The sequence below is a fragment of the Coleofasciculus sp. LEGE 07092 genome, from assembly GCF_015207375.1.
GTDB lineage: Bacteria > Cyanobacteriota > Cyanobacteriia > Cyanobacteriales > Coleofasciculaceae > LEGE-07092.
This window is the reverse complement of record NZ_JADEWY010000001.1, coordinates 16,746-34,596: the sequence shown is the minus strand read 5'-3', so window position 1 is coordinate 34,596 and position 17,851 is coordinate 16,746. Positions and strand designations below refer to the sequence as shown.

The window sequence follows — 17,851 nt, the reverse complement described above, 5'->3', positions numbered from 1 at the left end:
AATTTTATCCGCTAAATCCGTTAAAAAATTTGTTGCTAACCAAGCCGTTCTAGGAGTAAAGCTTGAGTGTCTCGCAATTCAAACGATCGCAAATCACTCACCTCAAGCCCCGGCGATGCTATTGCTACTTGCCACTCATCAAGATCCAATTGCAGCCAATCACCGATAGTCACCGTCAGTGGCTCACCCCCCATGTGGGACACCATCACGATTTGCTTGGGTGTTTTCCCAGACTCATTCAGGGGTTCACTCCGCCAGCCGTAGAAGATAGTATAATCATCATCGCTGATGCGATTAAAGCGATCAACTCCCGATAAGTTTTCTCGCAGCCAAGGATGAGCGAGGCGGAAGCGGCGCAGGGCTAAATTAAATGCCGTTAATTCTGGCACTAAATACTCTTCGTAGTTCCAGACATTACACGCCTCATGCATATCTTCCATAAATGCTTGGGCAAAAATCTTGAGCTTACCCACATCCAACTCCGTCAGCACCTGGGATTTATCAGGAACATTCAATTTCTGCAATTGAGCCGCCGATTTCCGCTGAGTTGCTTCTTGCTTCACATCCTCTTTCTCAGACTCCTCCCCCAGATAACGCTGACATAGATTTACTACTGCTTCTAAGTCATAGTTCGTTTCTTCGATCGCATCATACAGCCCACGCATGAACTGACGTAACTCATCTATTTTACGAAAACCCATTTGCTTGAGGCGGGGGAAAATGTCTGTTTGGTTATAGACGTCCTTTTCCACCTGCCAGTCCAAAAATCCGGCTTCTTCGGCTGCCACTTTCACACCGTAACGGTCATCGGTATTGCGGAAAAAACCCCAAGCCGATTCCATCGTACAGTTAATAAAATCCATCGGCAGACCTGGACTAAAGCCGTAAATAGATAGAGTTACGGCTGGATTGTTATAGGCGGTATTGAGAACTTCCGGTAAGGTTTTGCCTAAATTCCAGTTAATTGGCAAGTCCGGATCAACCTGGGTGCCTCGACGCAAGGTATCATGGTTGCCACACCCCGTAATCCAGTTGGCACCCACCTGCATCACTTCGCAAACCCGATGCCATTTCTTATCCCAAAACTTTTTCAAGCCTGGAGTATTGTGGGCAAAGATTAAAGGTCCCCACTGAAAGGCTTCTGGCAGATACTCAATGATATCACGATAGGTAGAAATTTCCTCCCACCCTTCAGCGGGCCAAGGTCGCCCATCTTCAAAAATGGCAAACAGCAGCCGCTGATGAGAGTCAATCTCTTGCAGCACTTGCGCCATATCTTTCAGGTAAATATCATCGTACTCCACCCGACCGGAAAAGGGGTTGAAGAATTTAAAGTCCTGAGCACCATCGACGCGAATGCCATCGACGCCCATATTGTTTTTGCGCCCCTGCATTTCCAGCAAAATTGCCCGCACGGTTGGGTTTTGGTGATTGATATCCTGACCGTACATATTCGGTCCTTTGAGGAATCGTCCGTTGAGCAAATCTAAAGCCTGGTTGTCAGCGTGACCATAAACGATATCAAAGATGACCTGAATTGGTCGAGTGGGAAAAGTATGAAGCGTGGCAATAAACTCGACTAACTCATCAGGGCGTAGGGTTTCTAAAACAGAAGGATTGGTGGCAGAAGAGGCAAAAATTACGATATCATAACCCCAATTTTGGGTATCGGGCTTTTTGAGAGCGATCGTGATATCTTCAGTTTCGTACTCAATGCCTTCTGTCTCCGGGTTCATCTCATACCTATCATCCTCCCGGAAGATAAAAAATCCTTGTCCGAGTTCATGTTCTGCCCGATATTCGACAGTCGGCTCAATTGGCAGTAATTGCACGGCATCGTAACCGATATAGTTTTGTTCGGCAGGAGTTAACGGCTCATTGGCTGACAACTTCTCAGCAATTCGGCGGTAGATTCGGGTTAACCCTGCTAGAGAGCCTTCTTTGGAGGCTGTTGTAATGTGCAGTTGCAAAATGTTGTGCGGTGGATGAACGCGGACTATTCCCTCATCGTTGGTATCACCTTGCCCAAAATAGTCTAAGTCTGCCCGATTCTGTTGCAAGCTATTAATATCGTAGAGTTCAGCCGGAGCGTAAACACCATAGGGCAAAGAATAGGCTAAAACATCTCCAATGATTCGCACCTCATTATCAAAATCTAGGTAGCAGAGCCAGTAAAAAGAACCCATCTGGTCTTTGGTTCCGGGTCGCATACCCGACAGTACGCCCCAGAAATATTCACCTTGTTTCTCTAGCTGTAAATGCTCCCGATGAAATTTCACCTTTTGTAGAGGCGCGGTCGGGTCAATTTTATGGATGGGAGTGAGTACCTCTAAATAAATGTTCTTGGGCTGGATCATATCCGCTCCCAACTCCGGTGCCCAGAAACCTATGTCGGTTAAGCCATCGGCACGGTAATGGGCACCGAGTCGTGTTGCCAGGATTTGGGCTTTTCGGAAAATCGTCTCATCTGACTGATTTACCTGTTCAGCCCAAGCGAGTAATTTTTGAGTCTCGTCTTCGACTAATGAAATCGGAGTTCTAGTTTTAACCGTTGCAGTCATTATGTCCAACAGAAACGACTAACATCATTAATACGGAACTCGTAAGCCCGCTACTCTAATGTCTAACTATAAGGGGTTTCCTTCCCTGGATTAATATTACTCACCATTGCCCGATTACCCAAATCGAACCCGGAAATCAGACTTTCCGGTCAGACGGTACTGGTGAATGTGTGACTCCCCTATTTGGGTCAACACCAAACTCTAATTGGGGTAAAGTGATAACGTAGCGGCTTCCAGAATCGGATAAACCTTGAATAGAAATTTTCCCTCGGTGCAGTTCTGCCAAATGACAGCTCAGTAATAGCCCCAGATGTTCGCGGGATTCGCCACTCCCCGATGCCTTAGTAGATTCGGTGATAGATATTACGGCTTTGACAAGAGAGATGCTAGAAAGTGGCTGGTTGTTAGGGGGTAGATAAGAGACTGACACCGATTCGCTGCTCTCAACGCCTTCGTTGGTTTCTACTGATATACCCGTGGCAATGATTGGCGGGGGCAAGAGTGAGTCGGTCATTCCCCCGTATACTACAGGTAGACCATCTCCTAACCAAGGGTGAGAAACCCAAACGGCGATATTGAGGTAGTTAGTTTTGCGAGAAACGTGAATGCGAATCTCACTTCCCGCCTCAGCCGAGTGAAGCACGCTAAAGAGTAGGTAATACAGCATCTGCCGCACTTTTTCTTTGTCCAACAGCCAGATGCGATTTCCTGGCTCTACAGATAAACGTAGTTGTTGCTGCCTCTGGTTCGCTGACTCTAGCAAACTGTTGATGGCTTGCTGACAGAGCATTTCAATATCGACAGAGTTGAGGTGAAGTTTCTCGCTAGCTTCATCTAAAAAACCGAGGGTGACTATTTCCTCAACCAACGACACCAGATGCTGACCGCTTTGATGGATTATTTCCAAGTATTCTTGTTGTTTGCTCGTCAGAGAACCGTATATTTGGCGATTGAGTACGCTTGCCATGCCCATAATCGAGGTTAGGGGTGTTCGCAGTTCCTGTGTTAGCTGAGAGAGCAGCTTCAGTTTGATAGAACTTGTGGAGAATAGGGGGGCTGGCAAATTCTGTAAATTGTTCTGACTGGTGGGGGTTGCCTCAGATATCTGTCCCGTCTCATAGCGATTGGCTATTGGAGAGTTCAGCCACCAAGAGTTAGAATTGGCGTGTTTCACAAGTTGATTTCGCTGAAATTCGCTCAGACTCCAGCGAGCGGTCATTGCCAAGAACTCACTGTCTCTACTCGAAAAGGAGCGAGGCTCTAAATCCATCACCGCTAAGGTGCCTAAGCACTGCCCCTCTGTAGTTAATAGCGGTGCGCCTAAGTAAGCTCGGATGCCGTAGTGACCTACTAATAAACTACTGGCAAACAAGGAGTTTGCTGCCGTATCGTGAATCGCTAGAACCTGATGGCTGTCCACAACATAAGTACAAAAGCTTTCACTGCGTGGCAACTGGCGCGACTGCGCGAGCTGATTCATCAGCCCAATTCTGGATAAACCCACGGCTGATTTAATAAGCTGCCAATCGGGTGTCATTATACTCAAGATGCAGATAGGGGCATCCAAGAATTCGGCAGCAGTCTGAGTGGCTTCGTCAAAAACTGCGACTGCTTCGGCTTCAAGTAAACCTAGCGATTTAAGAACCACGAGCCGTTTTTGTTCTCGTGCTGCTGGTGTCAAGCAATCCAGACGACAAAATAATCTATTTTCCGGCTCTGCCATAATAATCCTTATTTCCAACAAGTACAGTAGGTATCAATGTAAGTGGGCAAGTAAAGTGCGTATTTTCCGTCTTCCCTGTTACCCTTCATACATAACGTTCCCCTACAAAGTCGGAAAATAACTGATAACTTGCACCAGTAGCAACAACCCGCCAGTGGTTAAAACCACGTGAAAGGGAGTGGGGAGTAGGGAGATGTTACTCGAAAGCCCCATCACCTCATTCGTACACAGGCAAAGCTTTGGCGAGAGCTAAAACGCCCGTCCATTAAAGATAGTTGACAAATTAACTTTTATTTGATAGTAAAGAATGCCTAAAGCTCTTTATCTTCCCCATCTCCCTTATCTCCCTACCGACAACTTGCTCAATTGCTCCAGGCTGGATGAGACAGTAATGAAGCAATCACCCGCACTCCTCGTAGTTGATTGGAAAGAGGCAGATGACCTTTAGGAGCGCTGAGTTCCCAGGTGAACTCTTTGGGGTATCGAGTCCAGTTATTTCCTGTCTTCCAGCCAATTTTCGACCAGAGCTTCTCCCAATTTTTGCCGAGTGATAGCCAAATCTCTCGCTGAACGGAGTAGCCAAATTTGCCTTGGGAATGAATGAACCACAGGCTATTAATCGTTTGTAGGTCAGTAATGGGAAATTTCTCAACTTCAGAGAAGTACAGCCATTTTCGTTGCATGGCAGTAGGTCCAGCTAACTGGCAGAGTTTTTCTAAGGTATGGTTGTCAGCGGCGAGAAAATCTTGTTTGACAAGTAGTTGTTGCAGGGGTGTATAGTCAATCCCCGCTTCGGAACCTAGGGGTACAATCCCCTTGGGGAAATGGGTTTTCAGAAAATCTTGGACTTTGGGTAGGTCAGTCTGATAGAGAATTTGATAGGCAAAACCTGTGCTGAGATTAGGAGGGGCTGAAGCTTGCTCTGTGAGAAAATCCATCAAGACGGCTAAACCACCAGTACCTGCGTTTGCCAGTTCTGGAATGAGCTGAAGTTGTTTTTTTTCAGAACCAGAATAGAGTTGAGCAGTCAACTCAGCAATCGGACTCGAAGCTTCTGGTACGGAGGCAGTCGTTTGGTCTGTCATGAAGCGGCTTGTTTGAAGTTGCGGCAATCGATCACAGTGTGGAGGTTAACCTAAGGCGTGTCCTTCCAGGTTGTTGGTCAGATGGGGGTTAACGGTTTGGTTGATAAAGTTTAATCCTCTATCCCTATCTTAAGAGCCACCTCAAGGGTGTTTGAGCTGACTCCTCAAACGGCTGAATATCAGCAACCAGCGCCAGTGTTCGTTCCATATCGTTGATTATCTCATGGATTGATCGGATCATTTACGCCTATCAAGACACAATACACTCTGCGATCGCATCAGATGAAACACACGTTACATTTAATCGTTAACAGTAAGAAGCCTTACCCCTCGTTAGGAGATTGGTATCCATTTTCATAAGCAAAGCGAATTAACTGAGCGCGATTCGGGAGCTTTAGTTTGTTGAGGATGCTGCTCAGATGAGTTTGAACAGTGCGGGGACTGATAAACAAGCGATTGCTGATTTGTTTATTGGTCAATCCCTGAATCACTTCCCAAAATACTCGCTCTTCTGCGGGTGTTAAGGGTAAAGGGGTGGGTGTTGCTGCTTCTTCAGGATTAGCAGCCGATACTCCGGCAGATTCCGACATTGTTAAGGAAGTGGGAATGGCTAACTCAGCTACCGTTGAACTGGAATTTAGCTGCATCAACTGGATGATTAGGGCATGGATGCGGCGCGTTCGTTCCAGTTGAGTTTCTATTTTGGCAGCTAATTCTCTAGGATCGACGGGTTTTGTTAAATAATCATCAGCTCCGATAGAATGACCGTGAATTCGGTCTTCAAGTTCTCCTTTACCGGACAAAAAGATAAACGGCATTAGTTGACCAGAAGGAGTAGCTCTCAGGCGGCGGCAAAATTCCAACCCATCCATCTCCGGCATCATCACATCAGAAACCACCAAGTCGGGTGGATTTTTGAGGCAAGTTTCCAAGGCTTCAACGCCAGAACTCACCTGTTCGACTTGATATCCCATATTTTCCAGAGCGCATGTCAGGGCGATTCGCAGAGTTCTATCATCATCAACCACTAAAATTTTTTTCATCGTTGGTCGTTAGTGATTCCTCAAAAGAGTTAAACGACGGAAAGTTCCCCTTAGGGGCTGATTCGTTGGCTGTAGTGTCACTAGCAGGTGCCAGCTCTAGGAGGAGCCGATGGAATAGCTGTTGGCGCAATAGACTGTCATACCTGACAAAAGCCTAGATTAAGTTAGGTTGGGCAGAGCACTTACAACTTTCCACTATTATTGTTTACGATTCATGGTTGCTCAGTCCTCAAAGTAGACGAACAATAGCTGCGGGACGACACACCAAACCGAACCAGCTCTTGGCTCCAACACAGCCATCTCAGTTCCCCAAAGCGTTCTCTGCTTCCGAAGTCTGGTACTCTACTAGTCAAGGGTTGGGCTTTGCGCCTCGTCACCCGACTAAGTGGAAGCTCAGACTACACCAAAGCTAATATCCTACTTGGGATACCCTACTCCAGCATAATGGCTGATTTAGTGAGAGTGCCTTAAAAGCAACACCAACTTAGCCAAGGCTTCAAACTTCAGCGTAGAAAACCATCTCTATCTACGCAAGCTCTAGAGTATCGAGATAAACAGTCTTACCCTGTTGTTGGTCTATGTCATCTGCAAAAAAGCTTAACGTCGCCGCCCTGCCTCAGGGGATCTGGTAATTTTCACAAGCGTAGACAATACTAACGCTAAGTTTGATTCAACTGAATTCTATGTACGAAAAAATCACACCTCCAGATACTGGCTCTCGCGTTACCTTCGACAAGGGTAAACCCATCGTTCCCGATAATCCGATTATTCCCTTCATTCGCGGGGACGGCACCGGCGTCGATATTTGGCCCGCCACCCAAAAAGTCATTGATACTGCCGTCCGCACTGCCTACAACAACCAGCGGCAAATTAGTTGGTTTAAAATTTATGCCGGAGACGAAGCCTGCGACAAGTACGGCACCTATCAATATTTACCCGAAGACACCCTCGAGGCGATTAAAGAGTACGGCATTGCCATCAAAGGTCCGCTAACGACTCCTGTAGGGGGAGGAATTCGTTCCCTGAATGTTGCCCTGCGACAAATTAACGACCTCTACGCCTGCGTGCGTCCCTGCAAATACTATCCGGGTACACCCTCTCCCCACAAACACCCAGAAAAACTAGATGTCATCATCTACCGGGAGAACACGGAAGACATTTATCTGGGCATTGAGTGGTCGATGGGTAGTGAAATTGCTGAAAAACTCATTGCTCTCCTGAATCAAGATTTGATCCCGGCAACGCCAGAACATGGCAACAAGCAGATTCGTCTTGACTCTGGAATTGGCATTAAACCCATCAGTAAAACAGGTTCTCAACGTTTGGTGCGCCGTGCTATTGAGCAAGCCCTACGGCTACCCAAAGCCAAGCAACAAGTTACCTTAGTGCATAAGGGCAACATTATGAAGTACACCGAAGGGGCTTTCCGGGACTGGGGTTATGAACTAGCCACGACAGAATTTCGGGCTGAGTGTATTACGGAACGGGAATCCTGGATTCTCAGCAACAAAGAACACAATGCCGATATTACCTTAGAAGAAAATGCCCGCAAGATTGAACCGGGTTACGATGCCTTAACTCCAGAAAAACGGGCTGAAGTTATCCACGAGGTCGAAGGTGTACTCAATGCAATTTGGGACACCCACGGTAACGGTCAGTGGAACGATAAAATAATGGTCAACGATCGCATTGCCGATAGCATTTTCCAACAAATCCAAACCCGCCCCGATGAATACTCAATTCTTGCCACCATGAACTTAAACGGCGATTACCTTTCTGACGCCGCTGCTGCCTTAGTGGGTGGCTTAGGAATGGGACCTGGAGCTAATATTGGTGACACCTGTGCTATTTTTGAGGCGACTCACGGCACCGCACCTAAACACGCGGGTTTAGACCGCATCAACCCAGGTTCGCTCATCCTATCAGGGGTGATGATGTTGGAATATATGGGTTGGCAGGAAGCTGCCGATTTGATCAAGCAGGGTATTGGGGCAGCGATTTCCAATCGGCAAGTCACCTATGACTTAGCCCGGATGATGACGCCTCCTGTGGAATCACCCCTGAAGTGTTCGGAATTTGCAGAAGCAATTATCCAACACTTTTCCTAGCCTGAAAAGTGGCAAGGGGGTATGGGGGTAATAGAATTTTCTTTGTCCCCTTGTCCCCTTATTTCCTAAACCCTACCCCTCTTTAAAAAACAACTTAACGATTCAGATTCGAGCCATTGAGCTGACTCGGCTGCAACCCTGGCGATATCGGTGTTGAGTTGACTCCTGATGAGTTGGGAAATCCGTTAGAAGGTTGATTCGAGTACTGCCCGACGTTATTAGGAGTTGTCGGATAAGTACCATAACCTGTTGCATTTGGTGCGGCAGCGGGTGGATAAGCCTGTTGTCCAGCACCGTTGTAACGGGGTGCGCTCGGTACGGGAGCAGTGGAATAATTCATCTGTCCAGCACCGTTATAGCTACTTGCTCCTGGTACAGTAGCAGGCGGATAGTTAACTTGCCCCGCACCACTGTAGGGAGTTATTGGCACAATAGTAGATGGAGCTATGTCTTGTCCACGATTGGTAGGAATTGGCAAAGTCTGAGTGCTACTGCTGCTGCTAGCAGAACCCGTTCCCCTGACTCCGGTGGGTGTGTTCGATGAGGGACTAGTGGATGCCTTACCTGAGTCGGTGTTTGAGATGTTGAGCAAATTTATGCTGCCGACATCGCCACCTGTTGAGGAAGAAGACTCTGTATCCGTAGAAGAAGAATTGGGATTGGCAAACAGGTTAGTGCCAGAGAAAATTCCAGCATTTAAAAAGTCTTGTGCAGATTTTGCGAAGGGATTGCTGGAGTTTGATTTAGCTTCAGATGTTTCCTTGAGAATTGAGGGAGCAGATTCTTGTTGGGTGTTTGCAGGTGCCAACTCACTCAGCAATCCTCCTGAGTCCTGTTTTTCAGCCGTTGAGTCTGGTAAATTCGTTAAAGCTAAAGCTTTTTCGGGGTTAAATTCTTCGAGCAGTACTGAGGAACTGTCGATCTCGGCAACGGTTGCGGCAAGTTCTTCAGAGGAGAGGGTTGGTTCAGCCGGAGCGAACAAATCATCGCTCGGACTTGTTTCTAGAAAACTGAACCACTCTGGATCATTCCAATACTCCCAGGCAAAAAGCAGAACTAGCAACAGCCCCATTGAGGAAATCCAAAATGCAGGTCGCTTAAAAGGCTGTAATCGGGCTTTTAAATAGCGGAAGTAGGCAGGAAGTTGATTAGGAGAAGACATGGTGCAATCGTGTAGCTGGACTTACGATTCTGTAGCAGCGACAAAGCTCCTAGCTTCTACTATAGCGGTTTTAATTTGAATGAAACACTTTAAGTCATTAACCAAGGGCATACCTGTGGTTTATTGCTTGCTCAAAGCGAAGGATGAACCTTTAACAGGGTGGAAGGTATGGGGTAGGAAAGGGCGCGACTTAATGAACTATTGAGCCGTTTTGACTAACAAAAATCCACCAACACTCAAACACAACAAGTTTGGCAACCAAGCTGCCACGATTGGCGGTAGGTAATTACTGAGTCCCAGAGCATCTCCTACAGCCATTAGCATATAGTAAATAAAAATCACTAACACACTGACCCCAAAGCCGGTGGCTTTGTTGGTGCGTTGGGGGCTATTTCCCAAAGCACTACCGACCAAGCCAAAGACCAAACAAGCGAAGGGTAGGGCAATTCTTTGGTGAATGCGGATTAGGATCTTGCGCACGTCATCTTCGTCACCGCTGGCTCTCTCTAACTTCAGACGCTCTCTAGATTCGGCGATATTCATCTCATCATAGTCTCGACCTTTGTTCGCCAAGTCTAGGGGAGTGCGCGGTAGTTGTAGCTGTTGGTGGGTAAACCGCAAGATGTTGCGGTAGGATGCATCAGGAGCGATTAAATAAATAGTGCCGTTGAAGAAATCCCAGGTACTTTGGGTGAAATTCCACACGGCCGATTCTGCTGTCACGATTTGGTTAAGACCTTGCTGCGACCAGTCAAGAATTGTTAAGCCTCTCATCCGTTCGCCATCAAACTGTTGAGCATAAAAGAGACGCTTCAGTATCGTTTCTTTATTTCCTTCTTGATCGACGCTATCGTATTCTCGATAAAAGATATTCCGTTCTTTGAAAGGTGGTTTTTCTTCGTTGAGTGCTCGCTCCATGGTAACAGTCGCTTGATAGTTAGCGGCTGGCACTATCTGTTCATTGAAGAGAAAAGTCAGACCGGTAACGAGCAAACTCAGGAGGATTCCTGGTAGTACGAGACGATAAATACTGACGCCGCAGCTTCGCAGGGCAGTCAGTTCACTGTCGCTAGAGAGACGGCTGTAGGTTAATAAAGTCGCCAGCAAGATTGATGTGGGAAAGGCATAGGCAATAAATTGCGGCAGGCTGAGTACTAGTACTTTCAGTACCAGCGTGGCAGGCAACCCCTCATCCACAGCTCGACGCATCAGGTCAAATAAGCTACCAATGGTGACTCCAACGGCTGAAAACATTCCCATGCCAAACAGAAATGGCGGAATGAGTTCGGTGATAATGTAGCGATCCATCACCGATAAACCGGGAATGAGTAAGAGTGGGGATTTGTATTTAGCGACAGTCATTCTTGAAGGTGAGGGCTAGAAAAGGTTGTGAATTTTACCCAATATCACTACTACTGAATGGAATTATCCTTTAAGTGTCGCACCTATGATGGAGCGCACCGATCACCATTTTCGGTATTTCATTCCACAGACTACCCATACTACCCTACTCTACACTGAGAGGGTAAGGCAGGGAGTAGGGAATGGGACTGTACCTCATGTAAGTGAAAACCGCTATATATCAAGCATCCACCACTTGAATTTCATCCAACTGCGCGATCGCAACATCAGCGCCTGCTAACCCAACATCCCCCCCATTGCCCCAACGAATACCAATACAACCCGCCGCACCCCCACGGCGTCCCATTTCTATATCCCCCGCCGAATCTCCAACCATCAGGGTTGAGGCAGGTTCAACGCCTAGGGTTTGGCAAGCTTGCAGAAATAATGCCGGATCAGGTTTGCTCAGTTCTGTATCCACGCCTTCCTGTAACTGAATATAGGAGTCAAGTTGGTGACGCTTGACAAATGCCTGTACTCCTGATGTAGAGTCAGCAGAAAGAATTCCCAGTTTCAAACCCGCATCTGAAAGAAATTTCAGCACTTCCAGACACCCAGCAAACAGGGGTGATGTTCCCGCAGCATCTTTAAGATATTGATCCGTTTCTTCAAAAGCACGGTGAGCGATCGCTAACGACTCTAACCAACCCCTCCCCGTCTCCGCAATATAAGCCGCCGCCGCAATTTCATTTTCTCGACGACTACCCACTGCCATTAACCCTGTCGGGTCAAGGGTGTCTTCATTGATACCAAATGCCATCAGTAGCGGCTCTCCGATTCCAGGGATTTGAGCATCAATCAGACGCGATCGCTTTTGCCCCAATTCTCGCAAAAAATCTTGGGAATCCTCTAGTGTGCCATCTTTATCAAAAATGACCGCTTGGATATTCGGGAACGTGACATCTCGACAGCGAAGGGTTGCCAAGGGCTAATACTCCTATTTGAGAACGCTGCACGTTAATTACAACCAATCATCCTCCCACATTGTCTGTCACTAATTGACGATTGCTTTAAAACCAAGGCAAAAACTAGCGCGAGCTTTGAAATAATTCTTTACATCAAAGTACTAGAATTTTGAACAATTTCGTTATTGCTGAAATTCATCACCCAGGTAATACTGCCGAACGAGTGGATTGCTGTAAAGTTCTTCAGCACTACCCGATGCTAAGATTTGTCCATCTCGCATAATGTAGGCGCGATCAGTAATTGCCAGGGTTTCCCGGACGTTGTGATCGGTAATCAAAATGCCCATTTGGCGATCGCGCAATTGGGCAATAATTTTTTGAATTTCTGACACAGCAATAGGGTCAACACCTGCAAACGGCTCATCTAAAAATAAAAATTTTGGTCCTTCTACACCAGAGGCTAAGGAACGTGCCAGTTCAGTTCGACGCCGCTCTCCTCCAGAGACTTGACGCCCCAAGGTGTAAGCCACTTTTTCCAGGCTGAACTCCTCTAGTAACTTGTGCAGCCGCCAGCGCCACTCCTGACGCGGGACGCCCGTTTGTTCGAGTATCAGTTGAATATTATCCCAGACAGTGAGGTTGCGGAAAATACTGGGTTCTTGAGCTAGATAGCCGATACCCAGATTCGCCCGTTTGTGTATGGGTAGATTGGTAATGTCGCGATCGTCTAGCCAGACTATACCCCGGTCAGGTTTTTCCAATCCGGTGGCAATATAAAACGTTGTCGTTTTGCCAGCACCATTAGGACCGAGTAGTCCCACGACTTCCCCTTGGGCTACGGAAAGATTGACGCGACTGACAATTGACCGTTTGTTATAAGACTTATGGATATTTTCTAATACAATTTTCAACCCGCACCTCAGTTATTGATGGTTCGTTGGGGGTTCGTCCCCAATTACCAATCACTGCCCAGACGCTGGATCGCTGACTGGCGTTTTGAATGCCGGTTTGGGATTAAATGGGGGAGTCACAGGCGGCGCTACAGGCTGTGTGGGCGCTTCTGGGTCAGAAACAATATAAATGGATTCTACCTGCTGCCCTTGGTCTTCAGGCAGGGCGATAAAGCGTCCTTCATCAATTAAATAAGTAATGGTTTCGCCCCGCAAGCTATTGCCTTGCTGCAAAACGTAGACATTGCCACTGAGAATAATGCGGCGTTCCTTGCTAAAATATTGGGCTTGAGCAGCAGTGGCTTGGATTTGTCGAGCAGGGTAGTCGATTTGTACGTTTCCGCGAGCTGTAACCACCCCGGTTAGGGAGTTAGCTTCCTGGACATCGGCACGAACGGTAATAGCACGTCCATCTCCTGTCTGAGCTTGGGCGTTTTGGAGATAAGCCGGAGTGGCGATCGCTCCGAGCAAGGTTATTGGCAGCATTAATACTAAACCCAGACCTTGCTTCAAGTTAGTAGTCATTGGTTTTATCGGTGACTAACGTCAAAGACTCTGATGTAGCTTTGCCTAGTTTACGCCAAATCCAGGTAGCCAGCTTATAGGCTCTAGTCCCTACGAGACAAGACAGATTTAGCGCACGGCAGACAGCTTGACGAGACAGCACTTCCGAAAGTTTCTTCAGAAGCTTTACCAAATGCAGCATCGATTAGGTATCTGCTTCTAAGCGCTCAATGTCCGTCTGCTGCCTGTCTATTTTGATCCTATCTCAAACGCAGTCCTTAACAAGGTAACTGTAGCGTTTTTAGCTCCGTTGCACCAAATCACCCTGTTGACTGAACTGACAAGGTGATGCGCTTTTGGCTAAATCACTTTTAAGTTTGATTAAAGAGCAGTGACAGTAGGTTTTGGGAAGTGTTTGCCACCCAAATGCCATTTAAACTGCGGAACTTCCTAGCGTTAGTTAAACGTCCCATTTTTCTGTGTACTTTTATACGTTTGCTGGAAATAACAGCAGCGTATTGCGTTAAAGGTAAGGTATTGACTATGAAACGCGATCGCCAAGCCCAACGAATTTTCGCCACTTTAGCTCTAACCAGCCTTTTGTCCCTAAGTGCTGGTATAGCCGTATTAGATGCTGCTACTGCTTCTGTAACGCAACCGTCTCAACATACTGAAGGCTTGAACCGTCGCCGTGAGGATGTTACTACTTCTCAGCAGTCTCGCCCTAACCGATTACCTCCTGCTGTTCTCAATGCTGTTCGTGAAGACCTAGCCAATCGTACTGGAAGCCCTCGCGGTCAGTGGAGAGTCGTTAGTTCTAGTCCAGAAACCTGGTCGAATACCTGTCTGGGACTGGCAAAACCCAACGAATTCTGCGGTGAAATGTTGGTAGAAGGTTGGCGCGTGGTGATGTCTAATGGACGCCAAACTTGGATTTACCGCACAGATAGTCAGGGCGACACGTTACGGATAGAACCCGAAAACGCGGGTAATCCTTCTGCTGATTTGCCGCGTTCCATTGCTGATGCCGTGTTGCAAGCCGCATCCCAGCGTACAAGGTTATCTACGTCTCAGCTCCGCATTGTTAAAGCCCAACAAATGGTAACGAACGGATGTCTGGGACTGCTGCAACCAGATGAAATTTGCACCGAGATTGCCCAAATGGGTTGGGAGGTAACTGTAGAAGGCGGACGGCAACGCTTGGTTTATCGCACGGATGCCAAAGGTTCCCTAGTCAGACTTAATGAAGATGCTAGTAATATCGGGGATGCTCCGTCTTCCGTTACCGATGCTGTTTTGCGGACAGCATCTCAGCGCACAGGTATACCAACCTATCGGCTAACAGTTGTCAAATCTAACCAGATTCGAGGGAGCAGTAGTTGTCTAGAGTTACCCCGTCCCGGTGAAGGCTGCACCAGGGATTTAGTCCCTATTTGGCAGGTAACTGTAGGGGCTGGTGAACAACGATTGATTTATCATGCTAGTTCTAATGGTTCTCAGGTGAGGTTCAATGAGTCAGCTAGCAACATCAGTGATGGCAATTTACCCAATTCCGCGACCAAAATTCCGGTGAGTGAACTGCCGTCACCGTTAGGACAGCGAGAAGTTTTTCGAGCAATTACAAGTGGTGGTATTGCGGGTATGACCTATCAAACCACTTTGATGAATAATGGGCAAGTTAGCCGAGTGCAACTGGGTCGGAATAATAACACCCCATCCAAACCGGAGATTCATCGGATTTCCCGGCGACAGTTACGGCAGTTTCAGCAATTGCTAGAGCGGCAGACGTTTTCTCAGTTCAATCAACTGGCATTTCCTGCACCTACGGGAGCTGCTGACTACTTCACCGTCACGCTCACAAGTAAAACAGGTACGACTCGCTACGCTGATATCGCTCAAAACCAACTGCCTGAATCGTTGCAGACGGTTGTTCAAGCTTGGAATCAGATGGCGAGGTAAGTTTTCACTTGATACTTGTACCTTTGTCGGTAAGCCCGAAAATCAGCCCGGAGTTTGAACTCCGGGCTAATAGTGAAAGTCCACTTGCTGTCTCATTAGTTTTACAAATCACTTCAAATTCCTGGAATCTACGGTTAAGCTATCGAGATTGTGTTGTATAAAAGAGATTCCTGTTATAATCCATACTTAAAATCAGAAATAGAATCTTCTAGAAATGAGCGTTCAGTCTAGCGATCGTCAAGGTTCACCGTCACCGTTTCCCAAAGATTCCCAGCTAGGTGCTAATGTATTACAGCTACCTCTAAAAGAGCCAACTTTCTACTATTTCGCATATGGCTCTTGTATGTGTCCGGTGGATTTAAAGCGATCGCTCGGCGAGAGTACCCACGATTTCGTCATGGGTTCAGGCTTACTCCATGGGTATCGACTTGCTTTTAATCGCAAATCCTTGCGGCGTAACTGTGGAGTACTCGATATTGTTCCAGATCCAACTGCGATCGTTGAAGGAGTCTTGTATTGCCTGCCTTGGCGGTGTAGCGATACCTTAGATGAACGCGAAGAAGTGCCTCGTGGTGGTTATCGGCGAGAAACAATAGAAGTTCACTGTCGCGGACACTTATATAAGGATGTCCGTACCTATGTGGTGGTGGATAAGTTGGCAGAAGAACTGGCTCCTGACGATTGGTATTTCAATGTTGTACTCCGGGGTGCAGTCACTTGTGGGCTGACAGAACCCTACTGCTGGAAGCTGTTTGACCATATGCATCAGTTACAGCAGCGTCAGTGGCAAACTCAGCCGCTGCGATCGGCGTAGATACTTTTACCGGACGGGGAGAGACTGCAACTTCGTATCAGTCTCTGGGAATGCTTCTGATAAAATCCCACAAATAATGAGCGAGCTGCAATTTGCTACAGGGTTCAATTTGCTGCTGGCGTCCTTGTTTGTCGATGAAAATCGCTTGATTGGAGTCGCTGCCAAACCCGACATTAGGTTGATCAATGGGATTAGCTGCGATCGCGTCCAACTTCTTCGCTTGCAACTTCTGTAACGCAGGCTTGACAATATCACCACTTTGTGCAGCAAAGCCGACTAAGCGTTGATGAGGTTGCTTGAGGCGTCCTAACTCAGCGATGATATCTGGCACGGGTTCTAAGGCTAAGGCAGTAGGCAGCTTATTTTTGGGTAACTTCTCCGGTACATACTCTACGGGTTTCACATCTGCCACTGCTGCTGCCATGACAGTTAAATCTGCTTCTGGGAAATAGGACACCATGGCATCTCGCATCTCAGCAGCACTCACAACTCGAATGGATTGAATGTCTGTAGGGATTTCCCAGGTAGCGGGTGCGTATACTAGCGTTACTTGTGCGCCCCGATCCCTAGCAGCTTGTGCTAAAGCCAATCCCATTTTTCCGGTGGAGGGATTGCCAATAAATCGTACTGGATCTAAATGCTCCCGCGTGCCACCTGCACTAACTAATACTCGCTTACCTGCTAAATCTCGCTTGCCCCCAGTATGCAATAAAGAGTGAATAGAGGTGAAAATTTCAGCAGGTTCTGCCATGCGTCCGGAACCAACGCGATCGCACGCCAGCAGTCCAGCACCAGGTCCAACACTATGATATCTCGAGTCACTCAGTAGCTGTTGCCAGTTGCGCTGCACAGACTGCTGTTCCCACATATCGGTATTCATCGCAGGTGTCAGCAAGACGGGACAACGAGATGCCAGTATTGTATTAGTTAGTAAATTATCGGCTAAACCGTGGGCTAACTTACCCAAGGTGTTAGCTGTCAAGGGAGCAATAACAAAAACCTCTGCCCATTCTCCCAATTCAATATGAACTGGGCAGTTGTGGGTTGGTTGCCAGAAAAGGCGATCGCTGTATGCTGGATGACGCGAAAGCGTGCTGACAGTAAGAGGAGTGATAAATTCTTGAGACGCAGATGTGAGAATGACCCTGACTTGTATTCCAACCTTAAATAAGGTAGAAATAAGCTCACAAACTTTATAGGCGGCAATGCCACCGCCTATACCTATTAAAACTCGTCTACCGTTGCTCACGCTTCATCGTAGCCTTCCAAATCCAGCAAGTAGAGGTAGGGTTCGGCTAATTCTGGACGCTGAAACGCCAGCGCTCTGAGCAAATGCCAATCATCTAAACTTTCAAAGGCATTGGTGTAATCATCTCGTTCTAGACGAGTAGCCAAATCAGCAACGTCTTCTACAGTGAGAGTGGAAAGATCGCGCTGGGAAATACTTAAAGTTGCCATTGCTCACGCCTCCCTTGAATAGCATCTGTCGTTAAGCCCTGTAGCACGCTACAGCCGCTTTTATATTATCGCTATTTGAGGACGGGACTGGGGAAGAGTTACGTTAAGGTATTGTAAGTTTTTTGGTGATTTGTCGTTTGTCCTTTCTTCTTTGGTCAGCAAGTGGCAACAGATTCAG

General features: G+C 47.3%; 15 protein-coding genes and 1 pseudogene. 4 read left to right on the top strand and 12 right to left on the bottom strand.

From position 1 onward, the window contains the following. Positions 1-35 precede the first annotated feature (35 nt). From gghA to IQ257_RS00165, 4 genes are all read right to left on the bottom strand, one after another. The gene (gene gghA, locus IQ257_RS00180; RefSeq protein ID WP_193872163.1) at positions 36-2,561 is read right to left on the bottom strand and encodes a glucosylglycerol hydrolase; all 2,526 of its coding nucleotides are present in this window, start codon (positions 2,559-2,561) and stop codon (positions 36-38) included. 136 nt (positions 2,562-2,697) lie between these two features. Continuing rightward, positions 2,698-4,284, bottom strand: coding sequence for a GAF domain-containing sensor histidine kinase (locus IQ257_RS00175; protein ID WP_193872161.1), 1,587 nt, complete (start codon positions 4,282-4,284; stop codon positions 2,698-2,700). A gap of 362 nt (positions 4,285-4,646) precedes the next feature. After that, positions 4,647-5,369 carry a GUN4 domain-containing protein gene (locus IQ257_RS00170; protein ID WP_193872159.1) on the bottom strand — a complete coding sequence of 241 codons (723 nt, stop codon included), beginning with the start codon at positions 5,367-5,369 and terminating at the stop codon, positions 4,647-4,649. 323 nt (positions 5,370-5,692) lie between these two features. Then, positions 5,693-6,412 (bottom strand): response regulator transcription factor, encoded by a 720-nt coding sequence (locus IQ257_RS00165; RefSeq protein WP_193872157.1) that lies wholly within the window; start codon positions 6,410-6,412, stop codon positions 5,693-5,695. Between the two features lie 683 nt (positions 6,413-7,095). On the opposite strand from IQ257_RS00165, the gene IQ257_RS00160 reads away from it, so the two are divergent. After that, positions 7,096-8,520 carry an NADP-dependent isocitrate dehydrogenase gene (locus IQ257_RS00160; protein ID WP_193872155.1) on the top strand — a complete coding sequence of 475 codons (1,425 nt, stop codon included), beginning with the start codon at positions 7,096-7,098 and terminating at the stop codon, positions 8,518-8,520. Positions 8,521-8,614: 94 nt separating this feature from the next. Here the strand turns inward: IQ257_RS00160 and IQ257_RS00155 are convergent, their stop codons facing one another. Both IQ257_RS00155 and IQ257_RS00150 read right to left on the bottom strand, forming a co-directional pair. Next, positions 8,615-9,682 (bottom strand): hypothetical protein, encoded by a 1,068-nt coding sequence (locus IQ257_RS00155; RefSeq protein ID WP_193872153.1) that lies wholly within the window; start codon positions 9,680-9,682, stop codon positions 8,615-8,617. Between the two features lie 198 nt (positions 9,683-9,880). Beyond that, positions 9,881-11,044 (bottom strand): LptF/LptG family permease, encoded by a 1,164-nt coding sequence (locus IQ257_RS00150; RefSeq protein WP_193872151.1) that lies wholly within the window; start codon positions 11,042-11,044, stop codon positions 9,881-9,883. A 31-nt stretch (positions 11,045-11,075) separates the two neighbouring features. Between IQ257_RS00150 and IQ257_RS31315 the strand changes: the two are divergent. Continuing rightward, positions 11,076-11,210 (top strand): annotated as a pseudogene (locus IQ257_RS31315) (tRNA-dihydrouridine synthase); the annotation flags it as partial. Between the two features lie 54 nt (positions 11,211-11,264). Here IQ257_RS31315 and IQ257_RS00145 read toward each other — a convergent pair. The 4 genes from IQ257_RS00145 to IQ257_RS00130 form a co-directional block, all read right to left on the bottom strand. Continuing rightward, complete coding sequence (locus IQ257_RS00145; RefSeq protein WP_193932878.1) at positions 11,265-12,008, bottom strand: HAD family hydrolase; 744 nt, start codon at positions 12,006-12,008, stop codon at positions 11,265-11,267. Between the two features lie 162 nt (positions 12,009-12,170). Further along, the gene (gene lptB / locus IQ257_RS00140; RefSeq protein ID WP_193877241.1) at positions 12,171-12,899 is read right to left on the bottom strand and encodes an LPS export ABC transporter ATP-binding protein; all 729 of its coding nucleotides are present in this window, start codon (positions 12,897-12,899) and stop codon (positions 12,171-12,173) included. Positions 12,900-12,950: 51 nt separating this feature from the next. Continuing rightward, complete coding sequence (locus IQ257_RS00135) at positions 12,951-13,463, bottom strand: LptA/OstA family protein (RefSeq protein ID WP_193877239.1); 513 nt, start codon at positions 13,461-13,463, stop codon at positions 12,951-12,953. After that, on the bottom strand, positions 13,453-13,644 hold the full coding sequence (locus IQ257_RS00130; RefSeq protein WP_193877237.1) for a hypothetical protein: 192 nt from the start codon (positions 13,642-13,644) through the stop codon (positions 13,453-13,455). Before IQ257_RS00130 ends, IQ257_RS00135 begins: the two co-directional genes overlap by 11 nt. Positions 13,645-13,985: 341 nt before the next feature. Between IQ257_RS00130 and IQ257_RS00125 the strand changes: the two genes are divergently transcribed. Together IQ257_RS00125 and IQ257_RS00120 are read left to right on the top strand one after the other, a co-directional pair. Then, on the top strand, positions 13,986-15,401 hold the full coding sequence (locus IQ257_RS00125; protein WP_193877235.1) for a hypothetical protein: 1,416 nt from the start codon (positions 13,986-13,988) through the stop codon (positions 15,399-15,401). A gap of 214 nt (positions 15,402-15,615) precedes the next feature. After that, the gene (locus IQ257_RS00120) at positions 15,616-16,215 is read left to right on the top strand and encodes a gamma-glutamylcyclotransferase (protein WP_193877233.1); all 600 of its coding nucleotides are present in this window, start codon (positions 15,616-15,618) and stop codon (positions 16,213-16,215) included. A gap of 37 nt (positions 16,216-16,252) precedes the next feature. On the opposite strand, the gene coaBC is transcribed toward IQ257_RS00120, so the two are convergent. Continuing rightward, positions 16,253-17,464, bottom strand: coding sequence for a bifunctional phosphopantothenoylcysteine decarboxylase/phosphopantothenate--cysteine ligase CoaBC (gene coaBC, locus IQ257_RS00115; protein ID WP_193877231.1), 1,212 nt, complete (start codon positions 17,462-17,464; stop codon positions 16,253-16,255). Further along, positions 17,461-17,673 (bottom strand): DUF2555 domain-containing protein, encoded by a 213-nt coding sequence (locus tag IQ257_RS00110; RefSeq protein WP_193877229.1) that lies wholly within the window; start codon positions 17,671-17,673, stop codon positions 17,461-17,463. Before IQ257_RS00110 ends, coaBC begins: the two co-directional genes overlap by 4 nt. Between the last annotated feature and the right edge of the window lie 178 nt (positions 17,674-17,851).